Genomic DNA, 20,343 nt, shown 5'->3' with positions numbered 1-20,343 from the left:
TCTAAGGTACACCATGTCAAATAAATCCGTACAGTCTGTGATTCATCTGCCCATGACGGCACTGTCTGGCGTGGGGGCTAGCTTGGCAGGGCGACTATCAGAGCTTGGGGTGCATAGAATCTTTGATATGCTCATGCACCTGCCCCGTGATTATGAGGATAGGACTCGCCTTGTGCCGATTGGCAATGTTGAGCATGGCATGAGCGTACTGGTGCGTGGCGTGGTAACGAATGTTGAGATGAACCGAACTGGCATGAGTGTCGCCATTGATGATGATACAGGGGTACTGGTGCTTAGGTTTTTTAAGACCTATGCAGGGCTAAAAAACACGATGGTACTAGGGGCGAACATCACCGCCTTTGGCGAGATTAAAGTCAGTCGCTATGGGGTGCAGATGGCACACCCAGAGTATCACATCACAGGGACAAGGTCGTTTGAGAGTGGGCTGTTGCCGATTTATCCTGCTGTCAAGGGACTACATCAGAATAAAATCCGCCAGTTGGTTCGTCTTGCCATCAATGCCGTTTCACATGAAACCTTATATTGCCTATCTGCCGATGAGTTGCATCAAGCAGGCGTGCTAGATGTGCAGGCGGATTTATTGACCGCACTCAAGCAGATTCATCTACCGGATAAAGATGCCGATATCTTTGCTCAGACGGCACTACTAGAGGGGCTAAAAGAACGCACGCACCCTGCCTGTCGCCGTCTCATTATTGAGGAGCTAGTGGCACATCAGTTGGCTTTTTTGTATCGCCGTAACAACCTTTATCAGCACAAAGCCCCATACTGCGATGCGACCAGTCCACTGGCGGACAGGCTAGTTGCTAGCTTGCCATTTGAGCTGACCCATGCCCAAAAGCGAGTCATCGCAGAGACGGTGGCAGACATGGCGACCAGTAAGCCCATGCTAAGGCTAATCCAAGGCGATGTCGGTGCAGGCAAGACGCTAGTGGCGGCACTCACGGCGTGCCATGCCCTAGATAGTGGTTGGCAGGTGGCAGTGATGGCACCGACCGAGATTTTGGCAGAACAGCATTTCATCAATTTTCAAAAATGGTTTGAGCCGTTGGGCGTGGGCGTGGGTTTTTTGGCAGGCAAGCAGACCACCAAAGAAAAAAACGCCATGCTCTCACAAATCATCGCCAACGAGGTGCAGGTCGTGGTAGGGACGCACGCTTTATTCCAAGATGGTGTCGTGTTCGCCAAATTGGGCTTGGTCATCATTGATGAACAGCACCGCTTTGGGGTGGAACAAAGATTGCGTCTTGCCAATAAAGGTGTCGCCAACGCCACACCGCATCAGCTTGCCATGACCGCCACACCCATTCCAAGAACACTCGCCATGAGTATGTATGGCGACATGGACATCTCAGTGATTGATGAACTACCGCCCAACCGCACGCCAATCACTACCGTAACTATCAGCCGAGACCGCCGTGATGAAGTCATCGAGAGAATCTCTGTCAACTGTCAAGCAGGCAAGCAAGCCTACTGGGTGTGTCCTTTGGTTGAGGAATCTAGCGTCCTAGACGCACAGTCGGCAGAGCTGTTGTATGCAGATTTGTGCGAGCGTCTGGACATTCGTGTTGGGCTGGTGCATGGCAAGATGAAGCCTGCTGACAAACAGGCAGTCATGCACCAGTTTAAGCTAGGCGATATTGACCTACTGGTCGCCACTACCGTCATCGAGGTGGGCGTAGATGTGCCTAATGCGTCCTTGATGGTGATTGAAAATGCCGAGCGTCTGGGTCTATCACAGCTACACCAGTTGCGTGGGCGTGTGGGGCGTGGCTTAAACAAATCTTTTTGTGTACTGCTGTATCAGCTACCATTATCGCCCACAGGCATTCAACGGCTCAATGTACTAAAATACAGTACCGATGGCTTTGTGATTGCCCAAAAAGACCTAGAACTGCGTGGGGCAGGCGAGTTGTTGGGCAAACGCCAAACAGGCGATATGGGCTACTATCTGGCGGATATCGTGCGTGATGAGGTGCTACTCGTGGCGGCACACAGTATCGCCCATCGGCTGATGCAGTCGGACGACAGGCACGACTCACGGCAGATGTTGGCACAGCGGATGATAGACACATGGCTACCCCAGACCAAAGACTATGTCAATGCCTAGTAAAGACCAAACCAACGCCTAATAAATACCAAGACAAGACCACGCCAAGACCGTGCCAAGTCATCGCATAGACACCCAAAAACAAGCCATACACCCCCAACCAAGTACCTAGCTAGGCGTAGGGCTTTTGGTATGATTTGTATAACAATTGTTAATGGAATGAAAGTAATGTTTGCTTTTGCAGGGGGGGTATAATAATTATCGGCGTGTTATGGATGCGTCATTTTTTTGCCAGTATTCATGGTAACAACGCCAAACTTAATTTTTTTAATCTTTTATAGGTTTTCTTAAATGAAAAAAATTTTTCTTGCTACAGCAGTAGTATTTTCAGCTTTAGCTTCAACCACCGCTTCTGCACAAGTTGCTGGATATGCTGGCAAATATGATGGTAAGGTTAAATTTGAAGGCGAGGTTATTGACCAAGCTTGTATCATTAAAACTGGTACAAACGAACAAACTGTTACTTTGGACAAAGTGCAAGCAACCAAGTTAGATGTAGCCGGTAAAGTGGCTGGTGGTAAAAACTTTTCTATTGAATTAGAGGGTTGTAAAACAGATAGTCTCAACCAATTAGTGCGTGTTGAATTCCGTACTTCTCCAAATGTTGATACCGTAACTTATACATTAAAAAATCTTGAAGAGGGTCAGCCTACCTACGCATCTAATGTAAACTTGCGTTTGAATGAAGTAAATGGTACGCCAATCCAGATTGGTAATGCAGCCTATAGAGGTCAGCAATATCAACCTTTAAACGGTCTAGCAAATGGTGCTATGCAATATTCTGTTGAATACTATGCAATTGGTCAAGCAACAGTGGGTAAAGTAAAGTCTGAAGTAGAATACTCTATCGTTTAGTCAGACACTGCGTGTGGTCTATACTGGCGAGCCACTGCCACAGGACCGTGAATCGGTGTTTTATCTTAATGTATTAGACATTCCACCCAAACCAACCGAAGCGGAGACCAAAGGACAAAGCTATCTGCAAATGTCTATCCGTAGCCGTATCAAGTTCTTTTTCCGACCGGCACTGGCGATGGACATCGCAGACGCCCCACAGCAGGTAAAATGGACACTAAACGGCGAGACGCTCACCGCCACCAACCCAACCCCTTATCACATCACTTTTAGTAATGTTGAGGCGATAGGACAAGCAGAGCCTGCCAGTGTTGAACAAATTGGTATGGTAAAGCCATTTGATACGCTAGATTTTTCAATCAAAAACGCACAAGGTGCAAAAAACATCAAATGGCAAATCATCAATGATTATGGCGGCTATCAAGATGGCGAAACGCCACTACAATAACCTGCCATCGGTTGTTGTCATCGCCCAATGTGGCAGGATTTCTCCCACCACAAAAGCGGCATTCATCGCACCCTGCTTGGTCAGGGTTTGAATCGTTTGGGTGAGCGTTTAATTGTTTGTCAAATCACTGTTTAATCACGATAAATCATTGTTAAACTTGTTGTTATTGTTATAAAATATGCTTAAGCACCCCATTGGTGGGTGATATTAAAGGAAACACCCTTGTGAAAAAACGCCTTTGTTTGCTCTGTCAAAAACCACCTTGATGGTCTTATCGGGATTGGCTTTGCAATCTGCCAATGCTGAGCCTGTTGGGCAGATTGATGGTGGGCAACTAATCGGTGAGGCAGATGTATCATCAAACACATCATCAGACACGGCAGAGTCGTGGTCGTCTGATGTGGGTGATGACTTTGTTGAATTCAGTAGCAGTTTTTTACGCAGTGAAAAACAAGAAAACCGCATTGATGTTAGGCGTTTTGGCTATGCTGACGCCGTGCCAAGCGGTGAGTATGACTCAGACATTTATGTCAATGGCGAGCATAAAGGCACTGGCAAAATCCGCTATATAGAGCAGGACAACCGCAGTGTACTATGCTAACGCCCCAACTTAAGACGATACTAGACCTAAAAGATGAGGCGTTCGGTGCTATCTCTGCCGATACTGACTGTGTGCCGTTCTACCGAGCGGTCAAAGGGACAGCCAAGTTTAACTTGGGTAATTTCCGCTTTGATTTGACCATTCCACAGGCGTTGGTTGTGCGTCGTCCTAGAGGTTGGATTTCGCCTGCACTGTGGCAAGATGGCGTACCTGCGGCATATGTGAACTACAATGTCAATCATTGCCGTTCTTTTGCCAAATCAGGGTCAATTACCGACCAGTCTTATCTAGGCATTCAAGGCGGTATCAATCTGCTTGGTTGGGGGCATTCGCCACAGTGGTTCAAAAGAGTTTAGCCGTAACCGTTTTGGCGAGCGAAGCACAGGTAAATATATCAGCAACGAGACCTACGCACGGCGTGGCATTGTCGCCATTGGTGGCGAGCTGACGGTGGGCGATTTTAATGCAGGTGGACAGTTGGTCGAGGGCGTCGCTTTGCGTGGGGTGAGTATCGCCAGTGATGACCGTATGTTGCTAACAGTAACGCAAAAGTTACCATCTATCAAGCCAAGCAGATTTTGTATCAGACCACCGTGCCGGCAGGTCCATTTGTGATTGATGACCTGTATCCAACTGGCTATGTTGGCGACTTGACGGTGGAGATTACAGAAGCCAACAGATTGTGGTTCGCACCTTTAATGTGCCTTATGCCAGCGTTGCCCAGCTCATGCGTCAGGGGCGGTGGCGTTATCAAGTGTCGGCAGGGCGTTATCGCTATGGCGACTATCTTTCAAAAGCCAAGCTAGTACAAGGTTCGTTGCAATACGGCTTTAGTAATAACCTAACCTTAAACGGTGCAGCACAGCTGACTCGTAACTACCGCTCGGTCTTAGGTGGTATGGCATTTAATACGCCGATTGGGGCATTCTCTACCGACATGACCTATTCAATCGCTGATTTGCCCTACGAGCCCAACTCACAAAAAGGCTACAGTATCCACGCTGAGTATAGCGTTAGCGTACCCAGAACCGATACGAGCGTAACACTGGTGGCATATCGTTATTCTAGCTGTGATTTTCACACGCTACAAGATACCATCTGGCACAACGATCAGCCACTGTACCTAGAAAATCTGCGTACGCTCAATGCCAGACTAAAAAACCAAACACAACTGGTTGTCAGTCAGCGGTTGGGCGAAAACAAAGGCACGCTGTTTTTGTCTGGGGTGAGACGCACATTTTGGAACAGTCCAAAACACATCAACCAATTCCAATTTAGCTACTCCAACCGTTATAAGAAGCTAAGCTATAATTTAGGCTATAGCCACACTTATGACAGTGAAGAAAACAAGACCGATAAGCGAGTGTATGCGTCCGTTTCTATACCGATGGGCGATTCTAGTGCTCCGACCTTATCAAGCAGTTACAGCACCAATGGCGATAATAGCCAAAGAAGCGTCTCTATGTCTGGCTCGCTCGGACAAGCACGCAACTGGAACTATGGCGTAGGCTACTCTGGCTCAGACAGTGGCATTGCCATCTCTGCCAACTTGGGCTATGATCACCGCTATGTCAGCCTATCGTCCACTGCTGCCCAAGACAGCAACCGCAACCGTCAGTTCTGTCTCGGCAAATGGTGGCATTGTCGTCCACCCCAAAGGCATTACGCTAGCGAAAAATGTGGGCGACAGCTTTGCAATCATTCATGCCAAAGGGGCTGAGGGGGGCAACGGTTGGTGCAGGTGGCATAAAGATTGACCGCTTCGGTAATGCGATTGTAAACTACCTATCCCCTTATGAAGAAAACAGCGTTACCATCGATCCGGACAATCTACCGTTCAATGTGGAGCTATCTTCTACCAAACAAGAGGTCATTCCAAAGGCGGATAGTGTCATTTTGTTAGATTTTAAAGCCAAGCAGAACGCTATGGTGTTGTTTGATGTTACTCTGGCAAATGGTGGTATTCCACCGATGGCGGCAGAAGCCTTTGATGAGCAAGGCAAGATGATAGGCTATGTGGTACAAGGCGGACGACTGTTCGCAGGCGATCTACAAAAAACTGCCGGCAAGATAAAAATCGTGTGGGGTGGTGGTAAAGCCGACCGCTGTGTGTTTGATTACCACATTCCAAACCTTAACCGCACAAACAGCCAAGCCGTCAATACCTATGCGGTGCAGTGTCAAGCACAATAACCCTTTGGTAAAAATCGTATCATCATACCGCTTGTGTGGGGCGAATCGCCCCTGCTGATAGACCGGCTAATCAGTCCGGTTAAAACAATAAAAAGCACAAGTTTGATATTTTCGGCATTTTGCCAAACAGATAGGAATAACGATGAAATTTGGTCAATCTTCTTTATTTTCACGCCACTTGTTACAACTTTCGGTCGCTCTTTTTTGTGGATTAAATTTGGAAACGGCGTTTGCTCAGGCAGCTGCACCGACCGAAGGAATTTGAGAACACAATCAAGGGATGACTGTGTGGGCATGTCGAGCTAGAATCCAGTCTCGTCCTGCCGGTGTCGGTAATGATATTGTTGTGATTGAGGAAGGTAATGGCTTACCGAGTGAGTTGTGCATTTTTGACCGAAATACTCGAGGTCAGCGTATAGTGATTTCAGCACAGGGTACGGTTAGCTACCCTAGAGATACATTGACGCTTAACCATTCACTAGGTAGGCAAACCTCTCAAATTAATTTATGGATTTCTGGTACGCCGAGGAATGATACGCAATATCGTGGGGGAACAGCACCTTGGACTTTAGGTGCGGATGTTACGGTTACTCTACCGATTATAACCACGATAGGTGGGCAGACTATTTACGAACTAGAACCCACGAAAACAGTTGGACTTCGTCTATGGATGGGGGTGGGGGCTGCAGGGCAGCCGAATACGATGGTGAATGATGGTTATAAGACAGCCGGCAATAGGCGTAAGGGTAATTATTGGAATGAAATTCGCAGACGGAGTACTAATCACCCTTTTCGAATACAATCTGAGATCATACTGCTAAAACCCGATGCTGTTGGTCAAACTATTGTGGTGAATGAACAAGTGGCAGGGATGTTTAAATTGCATACAGAGATGGGGAAGATTTCAGGAAAAATTGATTACCCCATCAATATTAGACGAATGGAGTTTACCTTTTTGCCTCGTACTTGCGACTATTCAGGGTTAAAAGATCAGACGGTGAAGCTGGATAAGATTGGTGTTGGACACTTTGCAAGGGGACGAAATGAAGTATATGGCGGCACGACAACCGTGAATTTAAATTGTGATCGAGGGGTCGATGTCGAACCTTGGGTTGTTTTGACCGATAACAACAATGTGAATAATACAGGCACTGTTCTAACACCTGCGGCGGGTTCTACTGCCCAAAATGTTGGTATTCAGGTATATCTAAATGACAGTAAGACACCGGTTAAATTTGGTCCTGTCGTGTACAATGCGGGAACTCAAGGTACATTGGGGCAGGCAATCTCTAAACAAACAGGATATATGCAAAAGCTTGGCAATAAGGCAGATACTCAAAATGGAGCAAGAAGCTATCCTTTAACATTTACCGCCAAATATTTTAGAACTAACACTCAAGATATTGTACCAGGTAAGGTCAATGGTGAGATGATGTTTACTTTCTCGTATTATTAAGCCGTATCGGTGGTGTTCTAAAAAGGGAGATGATAGCTCCCTTTTTTGTTGGTGTGTTTTGGTTTTAGGGACAAGGGGTGTGGCTAATCTGTGATGCGTGCTGTAGATACAGCTGATGTAGTCTTTGCAGCTGTGGGTATAGCTCAGCTAGTGATTGGCTGTTGTCCACGATGTCATCGGCTACTGCTAGCCGTTGTGCTCGTGTGGCTTGTTTGGCGATGATGGCATTGACATACGCCAGTTGGTCGGTGTGCGATAGCTTGTGGACATCACGCTTGATGGCACGCTGTCTTTGTATATCCAGTGGTACATCTACCACCAAGATACGCTGACACAGCTGAGCAAGGTTGGGCGTGCGACCCATGCCTTCAACCAACAGCGGTACAGATAAGATGCGATAGGCAGAGTTGCTATTTGCCAAAGCGGTGCGAATGGCGTGCTGAATGTGTGGGTGGGTGATGGTGTTTAGTTTGTTGATGTCGTCTGGGTGTGTCAGCAGATGCTCTCGCATGGCAGGGCGATGATAGTTGCCATCGGCATCAATCACCCACTCGCCAAATACCGCCACCAGTTCATCTAAAACAGGACTGCCTTTGGCACTGATGGTGTGGGCGATGACATCGGCATCAATGACATCAATGTGTTGTTGTGCAAACCAGTCGCTGACGGCACTTTTACCACTGCCGATACCGCCTGTAAGTCCGATGGTGAGTGTCATGATGATTTCTTGTTTTGATTGATTGCTTATGTTGATTGGCTATTGATTGGTTTAGACCATCAAATACCATGCCCAAAATTGCTCGCCAAAAAGCATGGCAATCAGACCGCCAATCGCCAGATAAGGGCCAAAAGCCAGTGTTGAGTCATGACGACCGCCAAAGACTCTACCCATGACACCGACCATCACGCCAAGCAATGAAGCGATTAGCACAATGATGGGTATGGCAGACACACCAAGCCACGCCCCAAGCACTCCAAGCAGTTTGGCATCGCCTAGCCCCAAGCCGTCTTGATGAATGAACCATCGGCACAGCACATTGACACCCCAAAACACCACAAATCCCACCACCAAGCCCCATATTGACAGCACAGGTGTGGTGAATAACGCTGCGGTATTGGCTAGCAGTCCAATCATGCCCAGTGGTGCAAGCAGGCGGTCAGGCAATAGCCTAACTTGCCAATCAATACAAGACAATGCCACCAAATACCACACAAAAACAAGTGCCAGTAGCATCTGAGTATTCGCCCCAAAGTGATGGGCGATCATCATGGATAGCAGGGCGGTGATTGCGGTGATGAGATGGTTGGAGTGGGTGGGGCTATCTGCACGATGGCTGTGCAAATGTAGGCTGTCTAGGCGTGCTTTGGTGGTGTCATCAATGCGATCGTCATGCTGAATGAATGCCATCACTTCATGCCACCACTGATTCATCATGGTCATCGGTGTACGATGAGCGATGATATTGATAAATCTACCCATCACAAGACCGATGACACCCACCAAGATGGCAAGCGTTGGCTGATGGGCGAGCAGGGTGGATAATAGGGCTTTGATGTTATCCATGGGGGTTTACCCCCATTTGAAAGATGGGCAGATAGATTGCCATGACGACCAAGCCGACAATCACGCCTAAGAGTGCCATCACAGCAGGTTCAACCAAACTTGTCAGACCGTCTATGTGTTGATTGACTTGGTCGTCATAATAATCTGCGATGGTATCTAGTATTTGGGGCAGTCTGCCTGCTTCTTCTCCCACCTGAATCATCTGCACCGTCATCGGCAAAAACAGCGTGCTTTTGGTTAGAGCATCGGCTAATTTTTTGCCAGCTTGCACCTGATCTGTGATGACTTGTAGCTCTTTGATGAAAGCGTGATGATGGGTTGCTTGTGCAGATAGTTCTATGGCGTTGGTGAGTGGAATGCCTGCTTGGCAGGTTGTGGCGAGCGTTCTGGTAAAACGAGCTAAGGCACTTTTTATGGTGATGGTCTTGATGATGGGCAGTTGTAGGCTTAAGCGGTATAATGGCCAAGAGATTCGGTCGGTTTTTTTTAACCAAATTATCCCAAGCATAATGATACAAATGATGGTAATTAGCGACCAAAAATGAGCCACCAGTACATCGGATATCGTCATGATGATGCGAGTGGGTAGGGGTAGCTCTTGGTTTAGATTGCCAAACATCTGAGCAAAAATCGGCACAACTTTAATGAGTAAAATGACAGTTACGATGACTGCCACCACCATGACAAAGATGGGGTAATACATGGCTTTTTTGAGCTTGTTTTTGAGTGTCTCTAGTCGCTCTTGGTATTGGGCGATGCGTGTGAGCATGACATCAAGACAGCCTGAGCGTTCACCTGCATCAACCAAGGCGATAGTCAGCCCACCAAACGCCGTGTGTTTTTTTAGGGCGTGGGCGAGACTCAAGCCTGATTCAATATCGGTTTTGATGGTGCTGATGGCGGTCTTTAGTGTGGGGTTGTTGCTGTTTTGTTGGGCGGTGTCTAATGCTTTGGTTAGGGCAATGCCTGAAAGTAGCATGGTGGACATCTGCCGAAAAAATAGAGTCATGTCGGTGGAGCTGATGGGTTTTGTCCATGTCAGCGAGCGGTGTTTTTGGCGAATACTGGTGGGGGCAATGTTCTTTTTGTGTAGTTGTAGGCGTGCCATGTGCAAGGTAGGGGCATCTATCTCGCCACTTAGCTTGTCGCCACGCAGTCCTATGCCTTTGTAGGTGTAGGTTTTGTTGGTGGGTTTGGTGTATTTGGTGGGCTTAATGGGCTTAGTCATGCGTGAGTCTTTCCATCTCTTGTAAACTGATGATGCCTAGCATGGCTTGTTGTTTGGCGGATTGCCTGATGGATTGATGGCCTTGTCGGTTGGCGTATGCCTGAAGCTCTTGGCGTGGTGTATCTGCCATGATGAGTGTGGCAAGTTTGGGGGTAATGGGCAGTACTTCATAGATACCAATGCGTCCACGATACCCCTCTCGGCAGGCATGACACCCCACCGCCTCAAAGAAAGTCGCCTGTGCAATGTCTGTATCACTAAAGCCAAGCTGTGTTAGGCTTTGGTGGGGGATTTGTACAGGTTTTTTGCAGTGTTGGCAGAGTCTGCGAGCCAATCGTTGGGCGATGATGAGACTGATGGAGCTTGCGATATTAAAGGTGGCAACGCCCATGTTTTTTAGGCGAATCACCGCATCAAGGGCGGAGTTGGTGTGCAAAGTGGACAACACCAAATGCCCTGTTTGGGCGGCTTTGATGGCGATTTCTGCTGTCTGTATGTCTCGAATCTCGCCCACCATGATAACATCTGGGTCTTGGCGTAAAAAGGCACGCAACACCTCAGCAAAATCTAGCCCAATCTTTGGGTGGATATTGACTTGATTGATGCCGTCAAGCTGAATCTCCACAGGGTCTTCTACTGTCTGAATGTTGATGGTGGGCTGATTTAAGATACCTAGCCCTGTATATAGTGAGATGGTTTTGCCTGAGCCTGTCGGACCTGTGATGAGTATCATGCCTTGTGATTTTTTTAGGGCGGTCAGATACAGGTGTTTTTGTTCATCATTCATGCCCAATGCGTCCATGCCAATGATTGCTTGGGTGCAGTCCAGTAGCCGTAGAACAATCTTTTCGCCAAATAAGGTCGGTGTGGTGCTGATACGAAAATCTATGGACTTGCCACCATGTTCATTAGCCCAAAACTTAATACGGCCATCCTGGGGTTTTCGGCATTCGGCGATGTCAAGCTGAGCCATCACTTTTAGGCGAGTGCTGATCTGACGGCTAGAAGTCTTAGGCGGTGTGGCGACAACCTGCATGACGCCATCAATGCGAAATCTGACTTGATAATGGTGCTCAAACGGCTCAAAATGTATGTCGGATGCCCCAAGTGCGATGGCGTCTTGTAGGATTTTTTGGACGAATTTTACCGTTGGTGTCTCTAGTAGGGCATCAATATTATCGGTGGGGGCGGTATCGATATCATGTTCATCATCGTGCGTGCCAAAGCCATGAAACGCCCCAAGCCGTAGGCTTTGCATGACAAAAGACAGCTTAGTCTCATCAACCAACACAGGCACGATGTGGGCATTGGTGGCAAAAGCCATCTCACTGATCATCTGTGTTCTAAGTGGATTGCTAGTAGCGATGAATACCTGCCCATCTTTGTGTGCTAAGATTAGAACTTCATGACGATTGAGTAGCTCGGCATCAACAAGGTCGTTGGGTAGGGTGGATAGGTCTATCTCATCAATATCTACAATCGTCTCGCCTAAGGCGTCGGATAATGCCTGAGCAATGGTCTTGGAAGGTAGATAATCGTGCCTAACCAAAAAACGCACCAAGCTCATTGATTGCTTGGCGGATTCTTGTTCGGCTTGGCTAAGCTGAGCTAAGCTGAGTAGTTGCTTGTCTAATAAAAGCCGTGATAAGTCTGTCAAAGATGATGCGTTCATGGACAAATTATGGGTCAAAGTGATCGGCGAAAGTGATTGCTATCATGCCCTACATGATACTATATTTGCTGTATCGTGAGTATGTTTTTTGTCGGTTTGTGATAAAAAACAACAAAAAATCTGCGTATTATCAAAAAAATGCGTTATAATGACCTGTTTATAAACCGCATTTATTTTTAAGTAGGGGTCAATCAAAGGACTTATCATGATTAAGTATGTCATTGGTAACTGGAAATTAAACCCAGCAACGCTCGCTGATGCCACCGCACTCGCTCACGCCATCAGTTTGGCATCAAAGCAGGCAAGTTGCCATATTGGTTGTTGTCCTACTTTTTTGCATTTTGGGGCGGTTAAAGAGATTTTAAAAGACTTATCTGTTTGGGTGGGTGCTCAAGATGTCTGTGCATTTGGCAAGACGGGTGCATTCACAGGCGATGTATCCGCCACCCAAGTGGTTGATATGGGTGCAAACTTCACTCTCATCGGTCATTCAGAACGCCGTAGCTATCATGGCGAGACGAATGTGGTGCTAGCAGATAAGATTAGGCACGCCATTGATGTTGGTTTGGTTGTGGTGCTGTGTATTGGCGAGACGAAGACGCAGTACGATCAAGGCGAAACCTTGGCGGTGCTAGACGAACAGTTGTCTGTGCTTCATGGCTTAGATGTGCCTAAACAACAGCTACTCATCGCTTATGAACCTGTGTGGGCGATTGGCACTGGGCTTACGCCGACAGTTGATGAAGTTGCGATTACGCACCGCCACATTAAGGCGAACTTGGCAAGCCAAGGCATTGATGATGTGGGTGTGCTATATGGTGGCAGCGTCAATGATAACAACGCCAAAGAGCTTGCCACCTGTGAAGTGATTGATGGTGCGTTGGTGGGTGGTGCGTCATTAAAGGCAGAGAGTTTCTCTCTCATCGCTCAAGCATTCAGCTGATATCATTTGGGCTGGTTTTAAAGTTAAGATTGAAAAATATCATCAAGCAGTGATTTTAGATTATGTTTACAGTATTATTGGTTTTTCATATTGTGGTTGCCATCGCCATGGTTGGCTTGATTTTGTTGCAACATGGCAAAGGTGCTGATGCAGGTGCGTCATTTGGTGCAGGTGCAGCAGGCACGGTATTTGGTGCAGCAGGCTCAGCCAATTTTATGACTCGTGCTACTGCTGTGCTAGCGACGGTGTTTTTTGTTACCAGTTTGGTTTTGGCTTGGTACGCTCAGCGTCAAGCAGAAGACCAGCGCCGTATTGACATACCTATGGCTCACACGATGCCAGCAATGAGTACGCCAAGCACCAACGAAACACCGACAGACACGCACTAATAAAAATCACTTGATATTTTAAGATTTATCGTTATAATAAGTGCTACTTTGCGATCGTGGTGGAATTGGTAGACACGCTATCTTGAGGGGGTAGTGCTTTACGGCGTGAGGGTTCAAGTCCCTCCGATCGCACCAAATATTTTAGCCGAGTGATGTTCGTCATTCGGTTTTTTAATGGTTTGGTCTTTTAAGCAGTTCAAGCAAAACTTGCCAATATGGTGCTGTGCGGTTCTGAGGCACGATTAGAGTATGAACCATCTATCATGCCATTAGAATACAAATAATTTTAACAAAACGCTTGACAACCTAAAAAATCATGATAGAATAGTGTTCTAAATTGATGCGGGGTGGAGCAGTCTGGTAGCTCGTCGGGCTCATAACCCGAAGGTCGTTGGTTCAAATCCAGCCCCCGCTACCACTTTTTAAATCCTTATTGTTTTTACCTACTGGTAACACATGGGGTATCTTATCAAGCAGATAAGATTAGGCTAATAAATCTAAAGCCCACCAACAAGAGTTTTGTGGGTTTTTTTGTATTTGTCATTTACAGATGATACAATACAAACAGGTCATTTTTATTAAAGGACATACCAAGCAATATGAAACCATCGAGTAAAATCGCTGAATTGACCGAGCTGATCGCACCTGCTGTGCGTGCGTGCGGTGTTGACCTGTGGGGTATTGAGTTCATGCCACAAGGTCGCAAATCTTTGCTCCGTATCTATATTGAGGTCGATGCCAAACAGCGTGCCAATGGCGAGCATATCACCATTGAGGATTGTTCGGCGGTCAATCATCAAGTGTCAGGTGTGCTTGATGTGCATGATCCGATTGCAGGCGAATATATTTTGGAGGTGTCAAGTCCTGGCTTTGACCGTCCGCTATTCACACCTGAACAAGTTGCCTTATTCATCGGTGAAATTGTCAATTTGCGTCTGATTCACGCCATCGGACAAGGCGATACCAAACGCCGTAAGGTCGTAGGTCGCTTGATGACGGCAGGCGAGAGCAGTATGACGGTTGTTACTGAAGATAAGCTAGAATTTGAGATTGAATTTAATAATGTAGATAAAGCACATTTGATCTATGAAGGCTGATGCTTTTAGTGCTTTATTTATCAATAAGATTAACCGAAAATTAACCCAAAGGGTGTTATATGAGCCGTGAGATTTTGACCGTTGTTGAGACGGTAAGTAACGAAAAAGGGCTAAATCCTGAAGATATTTTTGAGGCGATTGAGCAGGCGTTGGTTGTCTCTACCAAGAAAAAAGTTTATACCGAACAGCCAGAAGTTGCCATTCGTGTATCAATTGACCGTAAGACGGGCGATTATGACACTTACCGTTATTGGACGGTTGTGGCAGATGAAGATCACGAGATGCCAGCTTGTCAGCTTGCCATCAGTGATTTGGATGAAAATGAGTGGAAAATCGGCGATATCAAAGAAGAGCAAATTGAATCCATTGAGTTTGGTCGTATCGCTGCTACTCAAGCCAAGCAAGTCATCATACAAAAGATTCGTGAAGCAGAGCGTGCATTGGTTGCCGATGCTTTTGAAGCACGCATTGGCGAGCTAATCACAGGCGAGGTCAAAAAACAAAGCCGTGATGGCTATGTGATTGACTTAGGCGAGAATGCTGAGGGCTATCTTGCCAAAGAACAGTCTTTGCCAAGAGAGATGTTGCGTCCAAAATCACGAGTAACCGCTTTATTGTATCAAGTGAACCGTGATGGTCGTGGCTCACAGCTTTTATTGTCTCGTACAAACAAAGATATGCTGATTGCCTTGATGACCAAAGAAGTGCCAGAGATTAGCGAGGGCATCATTGAGATTCGTGATGTGGCTCGTCTGCCAGGTATGCGTGCCAAGATTTCTGTAAAAACCAATGACCATCGCATTGACCCTGTGGGTGCGTGTATTGGTATGCGTGGCACTCGTATCCAAGCGGTACAGCAAGAGCTAGACGGTGAGCGTGTTGATGTCGTGGTGTGGAGCGATGACCCTGCCCAGTACATCATCAGTGCCTTAGAGCCTGCCGATGTGTCAAGCCTTGTACTAGATGAAGACGCCAAAACTGCCGATATTATCTTTGCTACCAATGACCAGTTGGCTCGTGCCATCGGCTCACAAGGACAAAATGTTCGCCTAGCATCAGAACTGACAGGCTATAAACTTAACATGATGCTAGAGTCTGAATACCTAGAGCGTCAAGCGTCAGAATCGGAGGCGACCATCAGCCTATTCTACGAGCGTTTAGAGGTGGATAGAGACTTGGCAGAGGCACTGGCGGAGATTGGGTTTTCTAGCATTGAAGAAGTCGCTTATGTACCTGTTGAGACTTTCTATGATATTGACGGTTTGGACGATGAAGTGATTGCCACCATTCAAGAGCGTGCCAAAGAAATCGTCATCGCTGATGAGCTTGAAAAACAAAAGAACATCAAAGAAACAAGTGCTGAGTTGCTTGCTTTAGAAGGCATGACCACTGAGATTGCCTATAAATTGGCTGAGCGTGATGTTATTACGCTAGACGATTTGGCAGAGCAGGCGGTATTTGACATTGAGGACATTGAAGGTCTAGATAGTAAACTTGCAGGCGATCTTATCATGAGTGCACGCCAATCGTGGTTTGAGTAACCATGCGTGCCGCCTGTGCGAGTGCCTTATAATGGGTGCCTTTGCATTGAATTAGTCGCTTGCCAAAACACCTAATTTGCGTGATTTGGCAAGCCATCAGATAAATTGGCAATGCTACAAATTTGGTATTGCCTTTGCCAAGAATTAGGTGAAAAACATGGTAGATAATACCCAAGATAAAGAAAATAAACGCATCAGTATTAAATCAAAAACCACTTCTACTGCCAAAGTAACTGGAACATCAGGTAAAGCTAAGGCGGTCAATGTCGTCAAAACCAAAAAAATCGTCTTTGAAAAACCTAACGCTAACAAAATCGCTGAAGAAGTCGCTGCCCAAGCAAAAGTGGCTGAAGAAGCACGCCTAAAAGCCGCCGAAGAAAAACAAGCCGCCGAACGCAGCAAAAAAGAAGCAGCAGAGCGTCAAGCAGCAACTTTGGCTGCCATGCGTGCTAATACCCAAAGCGGTACGCCAGCAGAAGTATCAAGTGCTACCGTTGTGGTCAAAAAAACCAAAAAAGACGACAACACCAATAAAGCTGAAAACAAATCAGATAAAAACAAAAAGACTACCAAGCCTAGCAAGGTTGAGACACCAGAGGTGAAAAAAGCTCGCTTGGCTCGTGAGGCAGAAGAAGAAAAACTACGCCAACTAGAAGCAGAAAATCGCCGTAAGGCAGCCGAAGAGGCTCAAAAACGCACGCTTGAGCAGATGAAGCAGATGGCAAGTCGTTATTCAGAAAAAGACGATGCCACTAGCACCATCGTGCGTAAAGATGAACCGCTTGCCAAAGGCTTGGTAGGTGCTGCACTAGAAGAGTCGTTTGAAAAAGAGCGTCGTGAGATTAAGCGTGGTGCAAGCACCAATAACGCTCGTGGCAAAGGCGGTAAGAAAAAAGGCAAAGAAGAGCTTGAGATTCGTCCTAAACAGCGTGGTCTAAAATCTTCGCAGTCTAACAAGCATAAGTTTGAAATGCCTGTTGAAAAAATTATTTATAATGTTGAGGTGGGGCAGTCCATCGTTGTTTCTGACCTTGCCCAAAAAATGGCGGTCAAGGTGCGTGAGGTCATCAAATCACTCATGAAAATGGGTGAGATGGTGCGTGAATCTGACACCATTGACCAAGATACTGCAGGTCTTGTGGTTGAAGAATTTGGTCATAATTTGGTATTGGTCTCAGACACCAAGCTAGAAGACGACCTACAAGAGTCTGTAGATGAAAAATCGGGCAATGTACAAGCTCGCCCACCTGTAGTTACCATCATGGGTCATGTTGACCATGGTAAGACATCGCTACTTGATAAGATTCGTGAGGCGAAAGTCGCCAGTGGCGAGGCAGGTGGCATCACACAGCATATTGGTGCATATCATGTAACAACTGACCGAGGGGTGATTACTTTCCTAGACACACCAGGTCACGCCGCCTTTACTGCCATGCGTTCTCGTGGTGCACAGGCAACTGATATCGTGGTTTTGGTGGTGGCAGCTGATGATGGCATGATGCCACAGACCGAAGAGGCGATTGACCATGCTCGTGCAGCAGGCACACCGCTGATTGTCGCCATCAACAAGATGGACAAAGACACTGCCGATCCAGACCGTGTCATCAACGAGCTTGCGGTTAAAGAAGTAGTGCCTGAGGCATGGGGCGGTGATGTGCCTATGATTCAAGTCTCTGCCAAGACAGGCATGGGTATTGATGAGCTACTTGAGACCATCAGTATCCAAGCAGAAGTCATGGAGCTTGAAGCACCGATTGATGGTGCGGCACAAGGCGTGGTCATTGAATCACGCATTGACAAAGGTCGTGGTGCGGTGGCAAGTTTACTTGTCAAAAAAGGCACGCTGAACCAAGGCGATTTGGTGTTGGCCGGTGAGTTCTACGGCAAAGTTCGTGCCATGAATGACGAAAACGGTCAGCGTATCAAGACGGCAGGTCCATCAATTCCTGTAGAGATTTTGGGTTTGCCTGATGCACCGATGGCAGGCAGTGAGTTTTTGGTGGTCTCTGATGAGAAAAAAGCCCGTGAAGTGGCAGATTTCCGTGCTGCTCGTGAACGAGAACGCATCTTAGATCGTCAAAACAAGATGCGTCTAGACACGCTATTTGAGAACATGGGTAGTGAAATCTCAACGCTGAACATCATCTTAAAAACCGATGTGCGTGGCTCGCTAGAGGCTCTATTGGGTGCATTAGATGAGCTATCGACCGATGAGGTGAAAGTGCGTGTCATCAGCTCAGGTGTGGGGGCGATTAGTGAATCCGATGTGATTTTGGCGGAGTCTAGTGAAGCGGTATTGCTTGGCTTTAATGTGCGTGCCGATACAGCAGGCAAACGCAAGGCAGATGAAGCAGGGCTAGATATTCGTTATTATAGCGTGATTTATGGCTTGATTGACGATGTCAAGGCGGCGATGAGTGGTATGCTTGCTCCTGAACACCGTGAAAAAATCTTGGGTATTGCTGAGGTGCGTGAAGTATTCCGCTCAAGCAAGTTCGGTGCGGCGGCAGGCTGTATGGTTCAAGAAGGTGCCATCTATCGTAACAAGCCTATCCGTGTTCTGCGTGATGATAAGGTTATTTTCACAGGTCAGCTACAATCACTGCGTCGCTATAAAGACGATGTGAATGAAGTCAAATCTGGTATGGAATGCGGTCTTGCGGTCAAGGGCTATGAAGTCGCTGCTGGCGATAAGATTGAAGTCTTTGAGATTCACGAAGTAAAGCGTGAATTATAATCGCTAACGATCAACAAAACCCTACTGATGTAGGGTTTTGTTCTTTATAAAAAATATATTATACTAGCCACAACATATTACAATCATTGCAATCAGTCATTCCAAATAAGGAAAACATTATGAATCAACGCCTACAACGCCTAGCTGATCAAATTCAGCGTACACTGTCTGTACTTATCCGTGATGAGATTAACGACCCCCGTTTGACAGGGTTTGTAACCATCTCTAGTGTCAAAGTTAGCCCTGATTTGGGTTATGCTGATGTCTATGTAACGATTCTAGAACCGACCCAAGACGGTGGCATGAATATTGATGCACATCGTGAGAGCTTAAAAGTCTTAAAAAACGCCGCAGGATTTTTGCGTACCGAACTCTCTCACACGATGAAAACTCGCACCACGCCACGCCTAAGATTTCATTATGATGAAGTAACTGCACATGGTAACTACATGGCAGCCCTTGTTAGCGAAGCCATGAAAAAAACAGGCGAGAGTGTGAGTGAGACGGACGAGTGATGGCTAAACAAATCGTCTCAGGTGTATTACTGCTTAACAAACCCTGTGGCATCAGCTCGCATACCGCCCTTGCTCAAGCCAAACGCCTGTTCATGTCGGCAGAATTTGACAGCAAAAAAGCAGGGCATACAGGTATTCTTGACCCAATGGCAACAGGGCTTTTGCCGATTTGTCTGGGTGAGGCGACCAAATTTAGTGCCTTTGGGCTAGATGCTGACAAGGGCTATACCGCCATCATCAAGCTAGGCAGTCAGACCGACACAGGCGATGAAGAGGGTCAAACCATCAAAACTGCCCCCATACCGCCCTTTACTCAAGAGCAATTAAACGACATTGCCCACTTGCTTACAGGTAAGCAGTTGCAAACTCCGCCCATGTATTCTGCCCTAAAAAAAGACGGCAAAAAACTCTATGAATATGCTCGAGATGGCATTGAGGTGGAGCGAGAGGCTCGCCCCATTGTCATTCATCATCTAAAGTTAACTTGGCTAAGTGATGATGAGATTGCCCTTGAGGTCATCTGCTCTAAGGGTACTTATGTGCGAGTATTGGGCGAGACGATTGCTAAGAGACTAGGGACGGTGGGGCATCTGATTGCCCTGCACCGCACAAGCACAGGTGGATTTGAGGTCGCAAGTGCGATCAGTCTTGATGAGCTATTAGGTTTGTCTTTTGATGAGCGTTTTGACAAACTGCTACCGATTGATGTTTTGCTTGGTCATTTACCCATTATCCAGTTGACCACTGACGAAACTGCACGCATCAAAATGGGGCAAAGACTTAACATTAAAGACCGTATGAGTAGGCTTGATGTCGCCCATGAGAGTTGTCAAGTTCGCCTGTATCATGATGATTGTTTTGTGGGGCTTGGGCGACTAGAGACAAATGGGCGATTACAGCCTTTGCGATTGGTGGCATAATTAAAAGTCAAGTTTGTTTTGATAAATATGTTTGCCAAAACAGTGTGTTTGAC

Annotated in this window: 17 protein-coding genes, 2 tRNA genes and 3 pseudogenes; 18 read left to right on the top strand and 4 right to left on the bottom strand. The window is 46.8% G+C overall.

Features of this window, described 5'->3' with window-relative positions; translation table 11 throughout:
- Window positions 1-13: 13 nt before the first annotated feature.
- From recG to LU276_RS09100, 9 genes and pseudogenes are all read left to right on the top strand, one after another.
- The gene (gene recG, locus LU276_RS09140) at window positions 14-2,131 is read left to right on the top strand and encodes an ATP-dependent DNA helicase RecG (RefSeq protein ID WP_284673524.1); all 2,118 of its coding nucleotides are present in this window, start codon (window positions 14-16) and stop codon (window positions 2,129-2,131) included.
- 291 nt (window positions 2,132-2,422) lie between these two features.
- Window positions 2,423-2,986, top strand: coding sequence for a fimbrial protein (locus LU276_RS09135; RefSeq protein WP_284673523.1), 564 nt, complete (start codon window positions 2,423-2,425; stop codon window positions 2,984-2,986).
- Between the two features lie 7 nt (window positions 2,987-2,993).
- Complete coding sequence (locus LU276_RS09130; protein WP_284674633.1) at window positions 2,994-3,434, top strand: fimbrial biogenesis chaperone; 441 nt, start codon at window positions 2,994-2,996, stop codon at window positions 3,432-3,434.
- 265 nt (window positions 3,435-3,699) lie between these two features.
- Window positions 3,700-4,391, top strand: a pseudogene (locus tag LU276_RS10075) (FimD/PapC N-terminal domain-containing protein).
- Window positions 4,351-4,652, top strand: a pseudogene (locus LU276_RS09120) (fimbria/pilus outer membrane usher protein); the annotation flags it as partial. The pseudogenes LU276_RS10075 and LU276_RS09120, both read left to right, overlap by 41 nt.
- A 65-nt stretch (window positions 4,653-4,717) precedes the next feature.
- The gene (locus tag LU276_RS09115; RefSeq protein WP_284673521.1) at window positions 4,718-5,755 is read left to right on the top strand and encodes a fimbria/pilus outer membrane usher protein; all 1,038 of its coding nucleotides are present in this window, start codon (window positions 4,718-4,720) and stop codon (window positions 5,753-5,755) included.
- Window positions 5,740-6,228 carry a FimD/PapC C-terminal domain-containing protein gene (locus LU276_RS09110; protein WP_284673520.1) on the top strand — a complete coding sequence of 163 codons (489 nt, stop codon included), beginning with the start codon at window positions 5,740-5,742 and terminating at the stop codon, window positions 6,226-6,228. Before LU276_RS09115 ends, LU276_RS09110 begins: the two co-directional genes overlap by 16 nt.
- A gap of 142 nt (window positions 6,229-6,370) precedes the next feature.
- Window positions 6,371-6,493 (top strand): hypothetical protein, encoded by a 123-nt coding sequence (locus LU276_RS09105; protein ID WP_284673519.1) that lies wholly within the window; start codon window positions 6,371-6,373, stop codon window positions 6,491-6,493.
- 15 nt (window positions 6,494-6,508) lie between these two features.
- Complete coding sequence (locus tag LU276_RS09100) at window positions 6,509-7,684, top strand: fimbrial protein (RefSeq protein ID WP_284673518.1); 1,176 nt, start codon at window positions 6,509-6,511, stop codon at window positions 7,682-7,684.
- Window positions 7,685-7,748: 64 nt separating this feature from the next.
- On the opposite strand, the gene coaE is transcribed toward LU276_RS09100, so the two are convergent.
- Genes coaE through pilB form a run of 4 tightly spaced genes read right to left on the bottom strand, consistent with a single transcriptional unit; the run spans window position 7,749 to window position 12,148 of the window.
- On the bottom strand, window positions 7,749-8,402 hold the full coding sequence (gene coaE / locus LU276_RS09095) for a dephospho-CoA kinase (RefSeq protein WP_284673517.1): 654 nt from the start codon (window positions 8,400-8,402) through the stop codon (window positions 7,749-7,751).
- A gap of 51 nt (window positions 8,403-8,453) precedes the next feature.
- A complete protein-coding gene (locus tag LU276_RS09090; protein ID WP_284673516.1) occupies window positions 8,454-9,248 on the bottom strand; it encodes a prepilin peptidase in 795 nt (264 codons plus the stop codon).
- Window positions 9,241-10,476 carry a type II secretion system F family protein gene (locus LU276_RS09085; RefSeq protein ID WP_284673515.1) on the bottom strand — a complete coding sequence of 412 codons (1,236 nt, stop codon included), beginning with the start codon at window positions 10,474-10,476 and terminating at the stop codon, window positions 9,241-9,243. The genes LU276_RS09090 and LU276_RS09085 overlap by 8 nt, the downstream gene beginning before the upstream one ends.
- Complete coding sequence (gene pilB, locus LU276_RS09080; protein ID WP_284673514.1) at window positions 10,469-12,148, bottom strand: type IV-A pilus assembly ATPase PilB; 1,680 nt, start codon at window positions 12,146-12,148, stop codon at window positions 10,469-10,471. The genes LU276_RS09085 and pilB overlap by 8 nt, the downstream gene beginning before the upstream one ends.
- A gap of 205 nt (window positions 12,149-12,353) precedes the next feature.
- Here pilB and tpiA point away from each other — a divergent pair, with 205 nt between their 5' ends.
- The 9 genes and pseudogenes from tpiA (at window position 12,354) to truB (ending at window position 20,290) form a co-directional block, all read left to right on the top strand.
- Entirely contained in the window at window positions 12,354-13,091 is a 738-nt protein-coding gene (tpiA, locus tag LU276_RS09075) for a triose-phosphate isomerase (RefSeq protein WP_284673513.1), read from the top strand.
- Window positions 13,092-13,153: 62 nt separating this feature from the next.
- Window positions 13,154-13,480 (top strand): preprotein translocase subunit SecG, encoded by a 327-nt coding sequence (gene secG, locus LU276_RS09070; protein WP_284673512.1) that lies wholly within the window; start codon window positions 13,154-13,156, stop codon window positions 13,478-13,480.
- A 50-nt stretch (window positions 13,481-13,530) separates the two neighbouring features.
- Window positions 13,531-13,615: transfer RNA gene (locus LU276_RS09065), tRNA-Leu, on the top strand.
- A gap of 206 nt (window positions 13,616-13,821) precedes the next feature.
- Window positions 13,822-13,898, top strand: a tRNA-Met gene (locus LU276_RS09060).
- Window positions 13,899-14,079: 181 nt separating this feature from the next.
- Window positions 14,080-14,577: a ribosome maturation factor RimP gene (gene rimP / locus LU276_RS09055; RefSeq protein ID WP_284673511.1), complete on the top strand. Its 498-nt coding sequence runs from the start codon at window positions 14,080-14,082 to the stop codon at window positions 14,575-14,577.
- 59 nt (window positions 14,578-14,636) lie between these two features.
- The gene (gene nusA / locus LU276_RS09050; protein ID WP_284673510.1) at window positions 14,637-16,118 is read left to right on the top strand and encodes a transcription termination factor NusA; all 1,482 of its coding nucleotides are present in this window, start codon (window positions 14,637-14,639) and stop codon (window positions 16,116-16,118) included.
- Between the two features lie 178 nt (window positions 16,119-16,296).
- Window positions 16,297-18,855, top strand: a pseudogene (gene infB / locus LU276_RS09045) (translation initiation factor IF-2); the annotation flags it as partial.
- Window positions 18,856-18,974: 119 nt separating this feature from the next.
- Window positions 18,975-19,370 (top strand): ribosome-binding factor A, encoded by a 396-nt coding sequence (locus LU276_RS09040; protein ID WP_284673509.1) that lies wholly within the window; start codon window positions 18,975-18,977, stop codon window positions 19,368-19,370.
- On the top strand, window positions 19,370-20,290 hold the full coding sequence (gene truB / locus LU276_RS09035) for a tRNA pseudouridine(55) synthase TruB (RefSeq protein WP_284673508.1): 921 nt from the start codon (window positions 19,370-19,372) through the stop codon (window positions 20,288-20,290). Before LU276_RS09040 ends, truB begins: the two co-directional genes overlap by 1 nt.
- The last annotated feature ends 53 nt before the right edge of the window (window positions 20,291-20,343 follow it).

The organism is Moraxella haemolytica (assembly GCF_030177935.1).
GTDB lineage: Bacteria > Pseudomonadota > Gammaproteobacteria > Pseudomonadales > Moraxellaceae > Moraxella > Moraxella haemolytica.
This window is presented reverse-complemented; position numbering and strand designations above follow the sequence as displayed.